This is a genomic window from Flavobacterium sp. TMP13 (genome assembly GCF_050847115.1).
Classification (GTDB): Bacteria; Bacteroidota; Bacteroidia; order Flavobacteriales; family Flavobacteriaceae; genus Flavobacterium.
This window is the reverse complement of the sequence record NZ_CP193656.1, coordinates 457355-474360: the sequence shown is the minus strand read 5'-3', so window position 1 is coordinate 474360 and position 17006 is coordinate 457355. Positions and strand designations below refer to the sequence as shown.

Below are 17006 nucleotides of genomic sequence, written 5' to 3'. Positions count from 1 at the left end.
TTGTATTTATGGACAAAGTTATCTTTCTAAATAGAAGAAAATATCCCAGTTATTTAAAAATGTTAGTTCACCTCAAAATCTTTAAAAAGTGATATGGGCTGACCGTTTAAATTAAAACCTTCCATATTAATTTGAAATTTACCAGTCACATCAGAAGTATAAAAGTTTAAAAGAGTTGTATCGTTACTTAATGAAACATTGGGCTCCCATAATAATTGGTAGCGGTAATCTGGTATTCTTTTATCTTGACTAAGAGTAGAGTATTCAATTTTTTTATAAATTTTTTCTTGATCGGGTCTCACAATCGCTCCGTTTAAGACATAATTTTGATTTTCTGTAGGAATGAAATCGTTTTTAAAAGTTGTAAAACTTACCAATCCGTTGAACGATTTAGGACCAAGATAATATCTTCCAACGATAACCTCTATCTTATACACATTTTTCATGCTGTATTTATTTAAATCATTTTGATTTTTTAAATACATTCCATCAACTAAAACTAATGCTGCTTCGGGTAATTGAGGAAAAATAGTAGGATCATTTACGTGAATAAATGTGTTATTGTCCACTTGTTTCAAATATATCTCTTTTACAATTTCTATAGCAGTTTCCTTTAAAGTTTTAAATCGTGTAAAATCATCTAAAATATACGGTTTAGCAGTTGGATAATAGAAGGGTGTTTTTAAAACTGGACTCAGCAAACTATCTTTAAAAGAAGCATAGTACGAATTTCTTATTTGACTCGCTATTGATCTGTTGGATAAGGTTTTCTTGCTACTTTCTGGTAGGAACAAAGAGTTTTCGAAAGATAACTTAGAATATGCTAACTCGGGAGATTTGTCTAATTTAATATCGTACAACTTTGCCTCTTCTCCTATTATTTGAAGTGAAATTTGCTTGTTTAAGGAGTGAGGCGTAAGGTCAAAAATAAATTCACCGTTCGTATTTGTTTTTACAATTTTAAAATCAAAAGAGGATCCAGGTACAGAAAGTGCAATCGCAATATTTTCTAACTGATCGATTTTGTTTTTTGCAGTTATTTTTCCGGTAACAATTTCACCTCGAAGTTCTGGCACATATATTTTATTTTTTTGATTGTATAGATCAATAGACGTTGATCCTTGTGAGGTTATAAAATCAGTGGCGTCTGCTTGTTTTATGGTTGGAAGCTCATCCATTTTTACAATTGTAACCGAATAATTTCCATCTTTAAATAAAGAATTTGCGGATTTTATTTTCAAAGTAACTAACTCTCGTGGTTTATAGATCTCTTTGTCAAGATTGATTGTAATGCTTTTATTCGTAGTACTGCTTTTGTTGAAATTATCGTATTTGAAGGAGTTCTTCAGTTTGAGGTTCTTCTCAACAACCAAAGTTCTTTCTAAAGCTTCTGCTGCATAAGGATTGAATATTGTGATGTCTACAGTGAAAAAATTTGAAATATCGGTATTTAACATCCAATTGGTATAGGCAACCAGTTTGTAATTGCCACTGCTTAAGCTTGTGGGAATAAAATAATCACTATTTCCTGTTCCGTTTTTCAAAGCGATTTTACTTTTAAAAACAGATTTTTTTTCACTGTCAATAAGCTCCACGTATGCAACTTTACTGATGAAACTAGGAGTTTTATCGGACGCTTTTAAACAATATATTTTATATTGTAAACTTTCTCCAGATACAAAAGTTGTGGTATTGGCATGTAGAAATACTGTTTCGTCTACTAAAATAGATTCTTGGGAAACAATTTGTTGTGTGTTAAGAAACACAAACAGTACTATAAAATATGTTAATCTATCCAAAATGCTGGTTTTTCGTTGTTAGAAAATGATGTGCAATCTCCACACTCCACTGGTACTACTTGATAAGAAGTGTTGTCTGCATTGGAATAATAGGTAACTGTGCCTCCATTAATTCCTTTAATTAAAGCTTCTCCTTGACAGGCAGGTATGCTAAATCCAAAGCAGAATTTATATTCTTCTTCTTGACAATTTGTAAAATACGGTGGTATTTTTTCACCTGGAAATAGATCACTGTAATTGAAAAATATTCGTTTTGATGACATGGATGAAACTTCAAAGAAACCTATTGCTTTTTCATCTCTGTTAGAAGTACATTTTATATTTCCGTTAATAAAACCAGGTTGTTTGGGTGATAAAATACTCTCAGAACTTGATATTTCTTTCATTGTTTTGCGAAAAGTGTACGATTCAAGATTTTGTACATATTGTTTCACTAAAACACTGTAACGGTGACTTAAAATATAATTTTGATCACTAATAAAACGAATTTGAAAGTCGACACGATCTTCTTTCAAGTCGGATGTTTTGGTCAAAATAATATCAGTAGAGTTCTTAGTAGTGTAGCAAATCCTACTTTCAGTACTATTTTTAACAAGTCCTAAAGTCTGCGGCCCAGTTACTATTAATTTTTCGGCGCGCCATTTTGGAGTAATTATTTTATAAGTCTCTTCATATTCGTAACGATAGTATTTTGAAGTAGTATTTGGGTCATAGCTATTTACTTTTATTTGTACACCTCGACCAAGCATTTCATCAGTAATTACTTCGGACACTAAACTTTCTATATTATTTTCAGTTGTTAAGTTTTCTTTAGAAGATTCGTATGTTTTTCCGTCGGCGGTTGTAATGTTTAGGGAATACGTTATACTCGGTTCTGCTTTAAATGCTAATCTAGACGTATAAAATCCGCCAGATTGCTCTTCAAAGATATAAACATTTCCTTGGTTATCCGTCACAGAAACAGTAGCTCCTGTTTCTCGTTTAATGCCTTCCTCTTCTAATTTGCTAGTTTTAGAAATCTTTATTTCTTGGTTCTTTAATTCGTTTGTAATTGTAGCTTCTACTACTATTGCTTCTTCATACGCATTAGACAGCAAAGGATATGTTTCTGTACAACTACTAAAAATCGAATTTAGTAATAGTAACAGAATTATTTTTTTGAATATATGATTTTTCATTGCTTTGAATTCTAATTTATTATTTTTCTAATTAAAATTTGAAGTTGTAGGTAATACTTGGAACTGGAATTGAAAATATAGATGTTTTATAACCCTTAACTTTTCCATCACTATCTGTATTAAAATAAATAGAGTACGGATTGTTTCTTCCCAATACATTGTAAACCGATATGTTCCAAAAACTGTGTGCTAATTTTTTTATTTTGTGGTTACCTTCAATATTTATTCCTAAATCCAGGCGGATATAATCGGGAACACGATATTGATTGCGATCGCTGTATAAAGTATAATCAGCATTACCATAATGATACGTACCAATTGGATAAGTGATTGGTCTTCCAGTTTGATATAAAAAGTTACTTGACAAACTATATCGCTTAGTAAATTTATAATTTAAGATCACACTTAAGTCATGCGGTTTATCAAAATTAGCTGCAAAATAGTCTCCATTATTTACTATCTCAGAACTAAATTGGCTGTCTAGTTGGATAAAAGTCCGAGAATAGGTGTAGCTAATCCATCCGTTCAAACGTCCTTCTTGCTTTTTTAACAAAAGCTCGATTCCGTACGCTTTACCTTTTCCTTGTAAGAGTTCGGTTTCTATATGATCGTTTAATAATAACTGCGCACCCACTTTATAGTCAAGAATATTTTTTGATGTTTTGTAATATCCTTCTAAACTTAATTGATAGTCAGTATCTTCAAAATCTTTATAAATACCTAGAGAGACTTGCTGAGCACTTTCAGGCTGAACATTAAGGTCTGATAGTTTCCATGTATCAGTAGGAGATTGAGTTACATTACTCGATAAAAGATGAATGTACTGTCTGGTCATGTCGTAACCCGCTTTTATAGACAAGTGTTCTGTAAAAAAATATCGCGCAGCCAAGCGAGGTTCAAATCCGCCATAACTGGCAATGACGTCATTGGTACCGTAATGATTCGTTCTAACTACCGTTTCTTCCGTTTTTGGCAAACCTTCTTGATATACATTCACATCCGCATCACCTAACGAGGCATAAAAAGAATAGCGAAGACCTACATCTATTAATAGTTTTGTACTTAATTTGTAACTGTCAGAAATATAAATCGCAGATTCCAAAGCCTTTTCATTTGCGATATCTGTGCGTATTAAGGAAGATTCGGGATATTTAGGATATTGATAACCGGGCGAAATTTGATATAGTTTACTTGCTATTCCATAAGATAAAGTATGCTTTTCGTTCAGTAAGTAATTTAATTTTAACTGTAATTGCGATTCCTTTATTTTGTAGCCAAAGTCAAAGGCATTTACATCAGCCGAATCGTAATCGATATTGAATTTATATTCGCTATTATTAAAAATTAACGCAGCTTTATTTTTCTTATTAAAAGAATGGTCCCATTTTACAGAGGCTACTCTATTACTATATTTATAGATTGAGTCAGAACTTAGACTGAAGTTATCACGACTGTAATACAGATTTGCTTCAAGAGTATTGTTTGCATTAACTACATTATTGTATTTTAATATACCATCATAAAAGCCCGCTTGACTGTTCTTTAAATCCTTATTGTCTAAGCTTTTTAGGATCCAATCAGAATAGGTTGCTCTTGCTCCAATAATAATACTTGATTTGTTTTTTTCAATCGGAAAACCGAAACTTAGATTAGATGTAATTGGTCCAATCGCACCTTCTCCAGAAAACTTTTCTTCATTTCCATTTTTAGTTGTAATATCAAATACTGACGAAAGACGACCTCCAAAATCGGCAGGAATACTGCCTTTATAGATATCTGCTTTCTTAGTAGTATACGGATTAATTGCAGAGAAGAAACCTAAAAAATGTTGTGGGTTGTACAATACTGAATTATCTAATAAAATTAAATTTTGATCGTCTTTTCCACCTCTAACATTAAAACCCGCAGATCCTTCTCCCGTCGTTTTAATTCCCGGATAAGTCGTGGCAACCTTCAAAATGTCGCGCTCGCCAAGAATTAAAGGAACATTTTTTATAGATTGAATATCAATTGATACGAGTCCAGAAATAACATTTTCAACATTTTTTTTCTCTTTTTTTCTAATAAAAATTTCGTCCAGTTGATTAGTATTCTCGTTAATTTCAATGTCAAGATTTCCACTGTCATAAACCATTAAGGTCTTCGTAACCTCTTTGTAATTCATTGATTTTATTTCTATAACATTTATTCCTTTCGGTAATTCGAGACTGTAATGCCCTTCTAAATCTGTCACAGCAGTAATCTTTGAATTGCGTATTTGTATGACAACATTATTTTCTGGTTTGCCTGTTTCTCTATTAGTTATCGTTCCAGACACTACAAATTTGTCTTTTATATTGCTGTTATTTTCTTTACCAATAAAAACTAGATTAGATTTTTTATTGACACTAAAATTTCCTGCCGAATCATATTGCTGGTAGAAGACTGGTTTGAGTTTTTGCTTTGCAACTGCTGGAGAACTTGTAAAATAGCTCGGAGGTAATTCAGTATGTATTTTACTGTTACGTGTTAGAATTATTTTATTGTTTAATACAATATAATGTAAGTTTGTTTTTTTTAAAACTTCTTCTAAAACTTCGGACAACAGGGCGTTTTGAAAAGTTGCAGTAATTAAAGTATTATTTTCTTGGATCCATATTTCTTCAAAATAGAATTGATAGGAAGTTGAACGTTCAATGTCTTCGATGACTGTTTTTAACGAATTATTATTAAATTTAAAAGAAAGTGACGCATCTGCTTTATTCTGTGCATGTAGAACTGGAGCTAAGACAAGTAAGCTTAGTATTATTAGGAGTATTTTTTTCATTCGATTACTGCTCTTTATTAAATAGTGAAGTAGTGACTGACTGCAGTAAGTTTTTCATAAATTGATCAAAATCAGTTTTCCGAATCGTATTATTGCTAGCATAAAAATTATTGATCTCCTCTTTTTTGGACGGGAATAATTTGATAATATCTTTTTTAGAATTTATTGCATATAGCTTTTTATCCAGATCAAAATAAAAAGTATTATTGTCTTTAAAGCTGTAGTATATTCCATCATCTTTCACTCTTTTTTCTAGACTTTTAGAGTGTTTAATATAAAAAGCTTGATTTTCACTGTATTTTACAATCTCATAATAACCAGTTGAAAAATTAGTATTATTGTATTGTTCTTTGTTTATTTTAACAAAGTTCTTATTGAAAATTAGAAAACTATCGACTTTATCTTGATTGAGACTGATAGCAGTTACCGCTGAACCTTCGCTTGGGTTTAGTACTAAAATATCTCTAAGAATGTCATATTTAAGCGGAATTTCAAAATATAAGTTTCCATCATAATTCAGCGTTCCAATTTCAAACGAATCAGATTTAAGAAACAAAGTACTTTTATCAATACTTTTATATGGATTGGTGTAAATTTTTCCAGTATTAAAATCCAAGTTTCCCTTTCCAGCCACATTATCATACCAATTGTAAATAGAAAAGTCAGATTTCGTTTGCGAATAAACAGAACTAGTAACTAGAATTAGCCCGATAAAAAACAATGCAGTTTGCTTTTTTTGCGAAGTTATCAATGTAGTAAGTGTTTTTTTGATTATAGTTTAAGTAATTTCAAATGTATTATAAAAACTACAATTTGATGAGCTTTTGACTGTTAAATTTTTTAACAGTTAAAACTTAGACTTTAACTAAAACAAAAAATCCCGCTTCAGCGTGATGCGAAACGGGAAATGATTTTCTACTTTACAAGCAATGTTTTTGTGAGTCGAACTAACTTTCCTTCTTCTGATAATCCTTCTAGTACTATTTCAAAATTGCCTGTGATGTCTGAACTGTAAAATGAAATTTCTTGTTGAATATTGTTGCTTGTTAGGTTTGGTTCCCAAAGCAACTGATAGCGATAATCTGGAATTCGTTGCTCATAATTAGAAATTTGGTAGTTGGGTTGATAATAAATTTTATCCGGTTGAGGTCGTAAAATCCTAGTCGTTAAATCATTTTTATCGAGATAGCTACTCGCAAAGTCTTTATTTTTAGTAGATATACTTACGATTCCATTAAACAATTTGGGGCCATAATAATAGGGAGAGCTAACTACACTGATGCTCTCGATTTGAGTACTACTAAAATCGTTAATAGCGTTCATATCTTGTATTTGTAAACCGTCGACCAAAACAAGACAGGGTTCTTTAGATTGTGTAATGTTATAGCGACTGTCATTTAAGTACAAAGACGGAACTTTGTTGTATTCTTTAAAACTAAGCTCTAGGACAATTTCAATAATAGTTTCTTTAAAAGTTCTAAATCGATCATAGTCATCTAAAATATATCTTTTTTCAGTAGGATGAAAGAACGGGCTTGCAGCTGGAGCTTCAAAAATGCTATCTTTTTTCTGCATGAAATAAACATTTTCGATTTGAGTTGCTAATGAGCGCTCTTGAATTGCATTTAGGTTTTTGGCAGAAATAGAAGTGGTCTTAGAAAAATTTAAACTTGATAAATTTGGGCCTTGTTTTTTGTCAATTTTAATAGTGTAATTTTCTCGATCTGCTTCTGATAATTGTACATAGACAACTGTATTGTTGGTTTGTTTGTCCAATAGAAAAATAAATTTTCCATTTTCGTCTGTTTTAGTAGTTTTATAAATGAAGTTTGTATCAGATATAGAAAGCGTAACTATTTTTGAACTCACTGCTGAAGTTTCATTTTTTGCACGAATAGAACCGGTTACCAATTCGCCACGTGTTTCTGGGAGGTATGTTAAATTTTGATTTAAATTCTGATTTTGAATACTATTGTTTTTGTAGTTTGGAACGGGAATATTATCTATTTTTTTAACAGATAAAACGTAATTTCCGCGTTCTAAAGTTTGAGGAATAAAAAGGGATACCTTCTCTCTCTTTGAATACTTCTCTTTGTCTAAGATCAAAAGTGAATTTTCAGTGTCTTTTTTGGCAGTAGTTTGATAAGAAACTATAGTGCTATCACTTATTAAGTTGAGGTTTTTTTGAAACGGATTTAGTATGGTTAGATCGATTTCAAAAAAGGTGTTTTGGCGATTATTCAGCATCCAGTTGGTATATGCAATAAGCTTATAGTTGCCAGAGGATAATGTCGTTGGTAAAAAAGAATCACCATCGCCTAATCCTTTATCTAGTTTAATTTTAGTTTTTAAAACACTTTCTTTTTGACTGTTGACTAATTCGACGTAAGCAATTTGACTAATGTCTGAAATTGTATTCATTTGATTTAAACAGTATAATTTGTAGTATAGCGTTTCACCAGTTAGAAGAACTGTTGCGTTAGTTTGCACAAATAATGATTCTGCACTCAGAGTAGCGCTGTTTTGTGCTGTACTACTATAAGCACAGCTTAACAGTGCAAGAAGTAGCGTTATTTTTTTATTTAGTCTATCCAAAATGAAGGTTTTACGTTAGATGAAAATGTTGTGCAGTCGCCGCATTCTTTCTCGACCATATAATACTTTGTAACATTTAGGCCAGCTCCAGGTCCGAGGTAAACGTGCGACCTTAAAATAGAAAAATTGTCTTTCGATAAATTTTCGTGCTCAACAAGTATAGGTTCACATTCTCTAAAATAATCTGTAGGTTTTTGCGAAGGAAAAATGTCCTCATAATTAAAAAAGATTCGTTTTTGAGAAACTGAAGCAACTTCAAAAAAACCAACTACTTTTTCTGAGGCATTTGTTGTTGATTTAATATTTCCAACAATATATCCAGGCTGATTGGGAGATAATAAGTCGCCAGTGCCAGACATTTTATTTAAGGTGTAATAATAATCGTAGGCTGCACGGTTTTGGGTGTATTGCTTAACCTTTATGGTGTAGCGATTGGTAAGTATATAATCGTTTTGACTGATAAAGCGAATAGCATAATTTACTAAAGCTTTTTGTTGATCTACAGTGTTGGTTTGTAGAATTTCACTAGAATAATTAGTGCTATAGCAAATGCGTGTGTTGGATTTTGCTGGTAAAATGTCTAGTTTAAAATAATTATTGTAAGCGATGTAACCGCTTTCTTTTAATTGCTCCTTAACTTCAAAATTCGTTTTTATTTGATAGGTTTCTTCATATTCATATCGGTAAAATTTGGAGCTATTTGTAGGGTCGTAATTTTTTATATTTATTTGAACACCTTTTTCGCCCTCTTTCTCAATTACAGCAGTTGCTACATTTATAGTATTTTCAGCAGTTACTTGTTCAGTCGATGAAATATATTCTTTTCCTGAAACAGTTCTTATTTTCAATTGATAATAGCTGTTGGGCTCTGCTTTAAATTTAGTTTCTGAGATATATTTATCTCCCTTTTCCTCAAAATTAAATTCAGTACCACTATTATTTACAACAGTGACTACAGCGCCAAATTCCATTAGTGGTAAGCCATCATTTACTGCGCTTGCTCGTGAAAGTTTTACTTCTTGATGTGTCATTTCATTTGTAATTGTAGCTTCTACAATTAGCGCTTCTTCAAAAATTTGATTTTGAAACGCATATTGTTCGGTGCAGCTCGACATAAGAACGGCCACGAAAAGCAGAGTGAACCCTATTTTTTTAGGAATTGATAATTTCATAGGTATTAGTACCAAGTTAAAATTTAGATTATAATTTTGTCTTTTGCGGGCTAGCATAAGTATTATTCGTAATTAATTAGAACTACATTTTTTTTATTTAATCGATCCAAAATGATGGTTTGATATTAGATGCAAAAGTGGTGCAATCAGCACATTCTTTTTCAACCACATAAGTTCCCTTGTAATCTGTACCTAGAATGACGTGTGTTTTTAAAATATTATAACCAAAACTATTAGTTGTATTTGATACGAGGATTGCTTTGCAATTCATAAAATAATTGGCAGGTTGTTCTGTGGAAAATAGATCAGTATGATTAAAAAATATTCTTTTTTTAGAGACAGAAGCGACATCAAAAAAACCTACTACCTTTTCAGGTGGATTTGTAACAGACTTAATATTTCCAATAGCAAAGCCTGGTTGATTAGGTGACAACAGATTGCCAGTTTCGGACATTTTCTTTAATGTGGAATAATACTCATAGGCCGCGCGATTTTGGACATACTGCGTTACCAAAATGGTGTACCTATTCGTAAGCTTGTAATCACTACGACCAATAAAACGTATCGGATAATTCACTTGGTCCGTTGAGCGGTCATTTGTATTTGTTTGTATGATTTCTTTAGAGTAGTAAGTGCTATAGCATATACTGGTATTTGGCTTTACAATCTCAAAAATTGTTTTGATTTTGTACGTTTCTTCATATTCGTACCGGTAAAATTTAGAAGTATTGGTTGGGTCAGAACTTTTTACATTTATTTGTACGCCTTTTTCTCCTTCTTTATCAATTACAGAAGTTTCTAAATCTATAATGCTTTCAGTGGTTAATTTCTCTTTGTTGGATAGGTAAATTTTCCCAGAAGCGGTAATAATTTTTAGCTGATACTCTTTGTTCGGTTCCGCTTTAAATTCATTTTGTGAAACGTATTTGCTTTCTCCTTCATCAAAATTAAATTCGGTCCCATTGTTATCGATAATAGAAACAGTTGCGCCGACCTCAGTCGATCCTAAACTGTCGTTGATGGGGATGGTTCGAGAAAGTTTTACTTCTTGATGTTTCATTTCGTTTGTAAGTGTGGCCTCTACAACCAAAGCTTCGTTAAAATTTTGATTTTGAAAGACATATTGTTCCGTGCAACTTGAAATTAGTCCAGTCGAAAACAGTACAAACACTATTTTTTTAAAGATTGATAATTTCATATGCATTTTTTATGGAATTAAAATTTTAAATTATAAGTTATTGTCGGAATTGGGACAGCGAAAATAGAAGTTTTGTAGGCATGAATTTTTCCTTTTTCAGTGACAAAATATACGTTATACGGATTGTTTCGACCGAGAACATTATAGACAGAAAGATTCCAAAAGCTATGCGCAAGCTTTTTTATTTTATGATTTCCTTCTACGTTTATACCGATATCCAGTCGATAGTAATCGGGAATACGAAATTGGTTTCTATCACTGTATAAAGTGTAGCTGCTACCAGCGAAATTATAGGAACCAATTGGAAACGTAACTGGTCTTCCTGTTTGGTATACAAAATTGCTAGATAAGCTGTATCGTTTAGTGAATTTATAATTTAAAATCGCACTAAAATCATGTGGTTTGTCATAGTTAGAAGGAAAATAATCGCCATTATTCACTTTTTCAGTATCAAATTTAGTATCTAATTTAATTAGTGATTTGGAGTAGGTGTAGCTCAACCAACCATTAAAACTCCCTTTTTCTTTCTTAAGTAAAAATTCAATTCCGTACGATTTGCCCTCGCCTTGCAGAAGTTCTGTTTCTATATTTTCATTTAATAGTAATTCGGCACCCACCTTATAATCTAAGATATTCTTTGATTGTTTGTAGTAACCTTCTACACTTAATTCTAACGAATTGTTAGCGATATTTTTAAAGAGACCCAAAGAATATTGATAGGATGATTGTGGCTCTACATTGAAGTCCGAAAGTTTCCAAGAATCCGTTGGAGATTGTGTAGTGTTACTAGAAAGTAAATGAATGTACTGATATGTGCGATCAAAACTTGCCTTTACAGATAAATCTGAAAGTATGAAATAACGTGCTGAAATTCTAGGTTCAAAGCCACCGTAATTTTTTACAACTTCATTGGCTTTATAAGTTTTTGTTTCGGTAACCGTTAAATCAGATTTCGGAAAATTAGGATCATAGCTGTTTTGAGAAGCAGGCCCCAGCCCTTGATAAAGAGAATAACGCAATCCTAAATCAAGCAAAAAAGAATCATTTACTTTAAAGTTGTCTGTAAAAAATAGTGCAGATTCTAAACCTCTTTCTTGATCTAAAGTAATGTTTTTTATTAGAGATTCAGTACCCGTAGGTTTAACAAAACCTTTGTCTACTTTATATATTTTGCTACTAATTCCATAATTAAGAGTGTGCTTTTGTGTCCACTTGTATTTCATTTTAAAGATAAACTGCGTTTCGTTTATGCCATAACCGTAGTCAAAAGCCTTGTCAATTTGTGAATCGTAATTGATATTGAATTTGTAATCGCTGTTTGTGATGATAACTGATGATCTGCTTTTGGCATTAAAATCATGATCCCACTTTACAGTGGCGATTTGATTGCTGTATTTGTTGATGGAGTCGGAAGTGATGCGAAATTTATCATGACTGTAATAAATTGAAGTTTCGAAATCATCTTTCAGAGTAAGTTGATGGTTGTATTTAAATAAAATGTCATAGAAAGAAGCAGAGCTATTATTTAAATCAGCATCTTTTATCGCACCTAAAATCCAATCTGAGTAGCTAGCTCTTCCGCCAAATAGCAAACTAGATTTTCCTTTTACAATGGGAACTTCTAAAGTCACATTGCTCATGACTGGACCAATTCCAGCTTCGCCTGCTAATTTTCGTGTATTTCCTTTTTTAGATTCTATATCAAAAACCGAAGAAAGACGACCTCCAAAATGCGCAGGAATGCTTCCTTTATAAATGTCTGCTCGTTTGGTCGTAAAAGGATTGACAGCAGAAAAGAAACCTAAAAAATGTGAGGGATTATATAATACAGCGTTGTCTAATAGAAATAAATTTTGATCGTCTTTTCCACCTCTCACATTATAACCAGAAGATCCTTCGCCAGTTGTTTTTATTCCAGGCAAAGTTGTAGCAACCTTAAAAATGTCCCTTTCACCTAAAATTAAAGGTACATTTTTTATATTCTCAATGTCAATAGTAGTGAGTCCAGTAATAGCGGAAGCTACATTCTTTGTTTTTTTGTTCTCAATTATAATTTCTTTAAGCGCATTTACATTTTCAGCTATACTGAAATTGATTTGTCCATTATTGTACAGTACTATTTTTTGAACTTTAGATTGGTGGCTTACGGATTGTGTTTCAATAATGTTGACCCCAGCAGGAATCTTAAAACTATAATTTCCATTTGCATCGGTTGTCGTGCTAATTTCTTTTCCTTTTATAAGTAAGGTAATATTGTATTCTGGTTTACCAGAAACACTATTAGTGACGTAACCAGATAATGTATGAGTTTCAGCGGCGTTAATGTTGGTTTGTTTTCCTAAGGTAATAAGAGAATCTGTTTCTGTTTTACTTTCGGTAAGATATTGTTTATTATAAATAGGAGTAGCTTTAAGTGCTAAGTCACTGTCTCTGGTATCAGGTTGTGGATTTTTGAAATAATCTTCGGTAAGAGAAGTTGATATTAAAACACCATTACTTAAAATAATGCTGTTTGTGGTAATAAAGTAGTTTATAATGGTGCTATTGAAAATGTCATCTAAAATAAACGAAATGGGCTTATTCTCAAATCTACCTGAAATTAGCTCCTTATTAGAAAACCAGTGAGCATTAAAATAAAAATGAAAATCAGAATTTTGTTCAATTATTTCAATTGCTTTTTGACGTGTAACATTTGAATAGGAAACTGTGACTGTTTTTTCTTGCGAGAACACACAAAAAGGAATAAGAATGAGGAAGTACAAGAGAAGTTTTTTTTTCATTAGATTTTGGTGCTAGTACTTGGTAGGTTTTGATCAATGAATTGAATTAAGTCTGCTTTAAACTGATCGGCGTTACTTTCTTGTGAAACTTTATTGACACGATAATAGTTTTTTATTTCGCTTTTTAACAAAGGAAATAGTGTAGTAATTTCTTTTTGTGTATTTATCGTTTTTAGTTCGAAATTGTAAAGAAGTTGATGCGTAGTAGATTCTTTAAATTCAGTGTATAGTGTAGTTCCTACTATTGCATCTTTAGCACTTTTAGAGTGTTTGATGTAAAAACGAATAGTTTTTCCTAAATATTTTTCTTCGATAAAACCAGGAAGTACTTTTGATTTAGAAAATGTAGAAGCACTGTTTATAAACTTATGATTGTCTATTAAAAAATAGACCACTTTCTCTGTGATGAGAGTGATACCGAAGGAGTTTGATTTTTCAAAGGACTTAACCAGCTCATCTTTGTAGATATCATATTTTATCATGATATTTTCGTACAATTGATTGTCGTAAAAAACACTTCCAATTATAAAATTTTTATTTAAATAATAATTGTGCTGCTCTTGTTTATAAGTGTACGGATCGATATGGATTTTTCCGTTATTGATTCCCAGAATTTGTGTTCCAACAGATTGGTCAAAATAGCGGTTAATTTCTTTCTTCTCTATGCTTTGACTTTGACAAATGCTCAAATGACCAATTAATAGTAGAGAAAAATTAATTTTTTTTAAAGTAAGAATTTTAGCTTTCAATAGAATCATATGTGTAAGAAAATTCAAATATAATAGTATTGAGTTGATTTTAACAAGTTGAAGATTTAATTTTCAAGGCTTTTACTGGTTTATAACAAAAAATCCCGTTTCAGTTATGAAACGGGATTTCTCTATAAATAAACCTTTAGTAAACTAAGATTGATTACTCTTTTCTTTCCTCACGTGGAGGTCTTGGCATAAGTGCTTTTTTGGACACTTTTTCTTTTCTCGTTTTAGGATCCATACCTAAGTACTTCACTTCAAAAACATCGCCCATGTTCACAACATCAGTAACGTTTTCTGTGCGTTCCCAAGCCAATTCAGATACGTGTAATAAAACTTCGTTTCCTGGAGCTGATGTATATTCTACAACTGCACCAAAATCTAACATTTTAATTACTTTCACTTCATAAGACTCATTCATTTGAGGTTTAAAAGTGATTGACTTAATTTTAGCCAATACCGCTTCGATTCCAGCAGGATCAGTTCCTAAAATTTCAATAACGCCTTCCTCAGTAGTTGGGTCTTCATTGATAACGATTGTTGTTCCAGTTGCTTTTTGTAATTCTTGAATCACTTTTCCACCAGGTCCAATTAATGCACCAATAAATGCATTAGGAATTCTTCTTGTAATAATTTTTGGAGCATATGCCTTAACGTCTTCTTTTGGAGAAGCCAAAGTTTCGATTAATTTTCCAAGGATATGCAAACGACCATCTCTAGCTTGCGCTAAAGCTGCTTCCATAATCTCGTATTTCAATCCATCAATTTTGATGTCCATTTGACAAGCTGTAATTCCTTCAGAAGTTCCAGTTACTTTAAAGTCCATATCTCCCAAATGATCTTCATCACCAAGAATATCAGACAATACAGCATAACGGTCTCCGTCTGAAATCAATCCCATTGCAATTCCAGAAACTGGACGAATTAATTGAATACCAGCATCCATTAAAGATAATGTTCCAGCACAAACTGTTGCCATAGAAGAAGAACCATTAGATTCTAATACTTCAGAAACGACACGAATTGTATAAGGACAATCAGCAGGAATCATATTTTTTAACGCTCTTTGCGCCAAGTTTCCGTGACCAACTTCTCTTCTTGAAGTTCCTCTTAGAGGGCGTGCTTCACCAGTTGAGAATGGAGGGAAATTATAGTGCAAGTAGAATTTTTCTTCTCCTTGTTGTGAAGGTGAATCGATTTGGTTTGCTTCTCTAGAAGTTCCTAAAGTTGCAGTTGCCAAAGCTTGTGTTTCTCCACGTGTAAATAAGGCAGATCCGTGAACCGATGGTAAATAATCTACTTCACACCAGATGTCTCTGATTTCTGTAGTTTTTCTTCCGTCTAGACGTGTTCCTAAATCTAGGGTTACGTTACGAACTGCTTCTTTGTTTGTTTTTTTGAAGTATTTAGATACTAAATCTCCATCTGCTGCTAATTCTTCTTCAGTAAATAAAGCTTTAACTTCTTCTTTTACTTCGTCAAATGCTGCCGTACGTTCTTGTTTAGAAGAACCTTTGCTAGCGATAGCATAAATTTTATCGTAAGATGCTGCTTTTACTTTAGCGTAAATAGCTTCGTCTTCTCTTTCTCCTTCGTACGTACGCACTTCTTTTTTACCAAAAGCAGCTTGCAAACGCAATTGAGCAGCAATTTGGTTTTTGATGTGCTCGTGTGCAAATTTAATTGCTTCTAACATTTCAGCTTCTGAAATTTCTTTCATTTCACCTTCTACCATTGCGATAGAATCCATAGAAGCACCAATCATCATATCGATGTCTGATAAATCTAATTGTGCACGAGATGGGTTGATGATGAATTTTCCATCAACTCTTCCAACTCTAGCTTCAGAAATTAAAGTTTCGAAAGGAATGTCAGATAAAGCAAGTGCTGCCGAAGCTGCTAAACCTGCTAATGCATCTGGCATAACGTCATCGTCATGAGACATTAACTGAATCATAACTTGTACTTCTGCATGATAATCATCTGGGAAAAGCGGACGCAAAACACGGTCAACTAAACGCATAGTTAATACTTCGCTGTCACTTGGTCTAGCTTCTCTTTTGAAGAAACCTCCTGGAAAACGTCCTGCTGCTGCAAACTTTTCGCGATAATCTACCGTTAATGGTAAAAAGTCGATACCTGGGCTCGCTTTTCTTGAAGAAACAACTGTTCCTAAAATAACAGTTTTTCCTATTCTAATTACTACAGATCCATCAGCCTGTTTAGCTAAACGACCTGTCTCGATTGTGATGTTTCTGCCATCACCTAAATCGATACTTTCTACAAATAATTGTGGAATCATAAATTTTTTCTTTTTTGGTTATTAAAAAAATGGGTAACCAGTTGTGTTGTAGTTGCTGCGTGTAGTTAAAATGCAAAACCCAATGAAAAACCAAAACTTTTTTATTATATAAACAAAAAGAGGCACTTGCGCACCTCTTTTTTATATTGATTATTTTCTGATACTCAATACTTTGATAATCTCACGATATCTGTTGATTTCTTTCTTCTTCAAGTAATCCAACAAAGATCTTCTTTTACCTACTAGTAATACTAGTGAACGCTCTGTGTTGTAATCGTGACGATTTTTTTTCAAATGCTCAGTTAAGTGTGTAATTCTGTAAGTGAACAATGCGATTTGAGCTTCTGCTTTTCCAGTGTTTTTTGCTTCACCGTGTTGTGCAAAAATCTCTTCTTTTTTTTCCTTAGTTAAATACATTCCAATA

At 32.4% G+C, this 17006-nt stretch carries 11 protein-coding genes; all 11 read right to left on the bottom strand.

Features of this window, described 5'->3' with window-relative positions; all coding sequences use genetic code 11:
* Window positions 1–62: 62 nt before the first annotated feature.
* The 11 genes from ACRASX_RS02050 to rpsO all read right to left on the bottom strand — a co-directional run bounded on the left by ACRASX_RS02050 (window position 63) and on the right by rpsO (window position 16999).
* A complete protein-coding gene (locus ACRASX_RS02050) occupies window positions 63–1799 on the bottom strand; it encodes a hypothetical protein (protein WP_432222259.1) in 1737 nt (578 codons plus the stop codon).
* Complete coding sequence (locus ACRASX_RS02045) at window positions 1787–2977, bottom strand: DUF4249 domain-containing protein (RefSeq protein WP_432222258.1); 1191 nt, start codon at window positions 2975–2977, stop codon at window positions 1787–1789. Before ACRASX_RS02045 ends, ACRASX_RS02050 begins: the two co-directional genes overlap by 13 nt.
* Before the next feature lie 31 nt (window positions 2978–3008).
* Window positions 3009–5783 carry a TonB-dependent receptor domain-containing protein gene (locus ACRASX_RS02040; protein ID WP_432222257.1) on the bottom strand — a complete coding sequence of 925 codons (2775 nt, stop codon included), beginning with the start codon at window positions 5781–5783 and terminating at the stop codon, window positions 3009–3011.
* Between the two features lie 4 nt (window positions 5784–5787).
* Complete coding sequence (locus tag ACRASX_RS02035) at window positions 5788–6534, bottom strand: hypothetical protein (RefSeq protein ID WP_432222256.1); 747 nt, start codon at window positions 6532–6534, stop codon at window positions 5788–5790.
* Between the two features lie 164 nt (window positions 6535–6698).
* Window positions 6699–8204, bottom strand: coding sequence for a hypothetical protein (locus ACRASX_RS02030; RefSeq protein WP_432222255.1), 1506 nt, complete (start codon window positions 8202–8204; stop codon window positions 6699–6701).
* 161 nt (window positions 8205–8365) lie between these two features.
* The gene (locus ACRASX_RS02025; protein ID WP_432222254.1) at window positions 8366–9550 is read right to left on the bottom strand and encodes a DUF4249 domain-containing protein; all 1185 of its coding nucleotides are present in this window, start codon (window positions 9548–9550) and stop codon (window positions 8366–8368) included.
* Between the two features lie 97 nt (window positions 9551–9647).
* Window positions 9648–10748: a DUF4249 domain-containing protein gene (locus ACRASX_RS02020; RefSeq protein ID WP_432222253.1), complete on the bottom strand. Its 1101-nt coding sequence runs from the start codon at window positions 10746–10748 to the stop codon at window positions 9648–9650.
* Window positions 10749–10765: 17 nt separating this feature from the next.
* Entirely contained in the window at window positions 10766–13528 is a 2763-nt protein-coding gene (locus ACRASX_RS02015) for a TonB-dependent receptor (protein WP_432222252.1), read from the bottom strand.
* A complete protein-coding gene (locus tag ACRASX_RS02010) occupies window positions 13528–14286 on the bottom strand; it encodes a hypothetical protein (protein ID WP_432222251.1) in 759 nt (252 codons plus the stop codon). Before ACRASX_RS02010 ends, ACRASX_RS02015 begins: the two co-directional genes overlap by 1 nt.
* Before the next feature lie 154 nt (window positions 14287–14440).
* Complete coding sequence (locus tag ACRASX_RS02005) at window positions 14441–16582, bottom strand: polyribonucleotide nucleotidyltransferase (RefSeq protein WP_066310451.1); 2142 nt, start codon at window positions 16580–16582, stop codon at window positions 14441–14443.
* A 150-nt stretch (window positions 16583–16732) separates the two neighbouring features.
* Window positions 16733–16999, bottom strand: coding sequence for a 30S ribosomal protein S15 (rpsO, locus tag ACRASX_RS02000; protein ID WP_066310445.1), 267 nt, complete (start codon window positions 16997–16999; stop codon window positions 16733–16735).
* Window positions 17000–17006: the final 7 nt, after the last annotated feature.

What these genes read in the sequence shown, in the direction of transcription:
- ACRASX_RS02045 (WP_432222258.1), bottom strand. Translation starts at nt 2,977, where the DNA reads ATGAAAAATCATATATTCAAAAAAATAATTCTGTTACTATTACTAAAT.
- ACRASX_RS02040 (WP_432222257.1), bottom strand. Translation starts at nt 5,783, where the DNA reads ATGAAAAAAATACTCCTAATAATACTAAGCTTACTTGTCTTAGCTCCA.
- ACRASX_RS02030 (WP_432222255.1), bottom strand. Translation starts at nt 8,204, where the DNA reads ATGAATACAATTTCAGACATTAGTCAAATTGCTTACGTCGAATTAGTC.
- ACRASX_RS02025 (WP_432222254.1), bottom strand. Translation starts at nt 9,550, where the DNA reads ATGAAATTATCAATTCCTAAAAAAATAGGGTTCACTCTGCTTTTCGTG.
- ACRASX_RS02020 (WP_432222253.1), bottom strand. Translation starts at nt 10,748, where the DNA reads ATGAAATTATCAATCTTTAAAAAAATAGTGTTTGTACTGTTTTCGACT.
- ACRASX_RS02015 (WP_432222252.1), bottom strand. Translation starts at nt 13,528, where the DNA reads ATGAAAAAAAAACTTCTCTTGTACTTCCTCATTCTTATTCCTTTTTGT.
- ACRASX_RS02010 (WP_432222251.1), bottom strand. Translation starts at nt 14,286, where the DNA reads ATGATTCTATTGAAAGCTAAAATTCTTACTTTAAAAAAAATTAATTTT.
- ACRASX_RS02005 (WP_066310451.1), bottom strand. Translation starts at nt 16,582, where the DNA reads ATGATTCCACAATTATTTGTAGAAAGTATCGATTTAGGTGATGGCAGA.
- rpsO (WP_066310445.1), bottom strand. Translation starts at nt 16,999, where the DNA reads ATGTATTTAACTAAGGAAAAAAAAGAAGAGATTTTTGCACAACACGGT.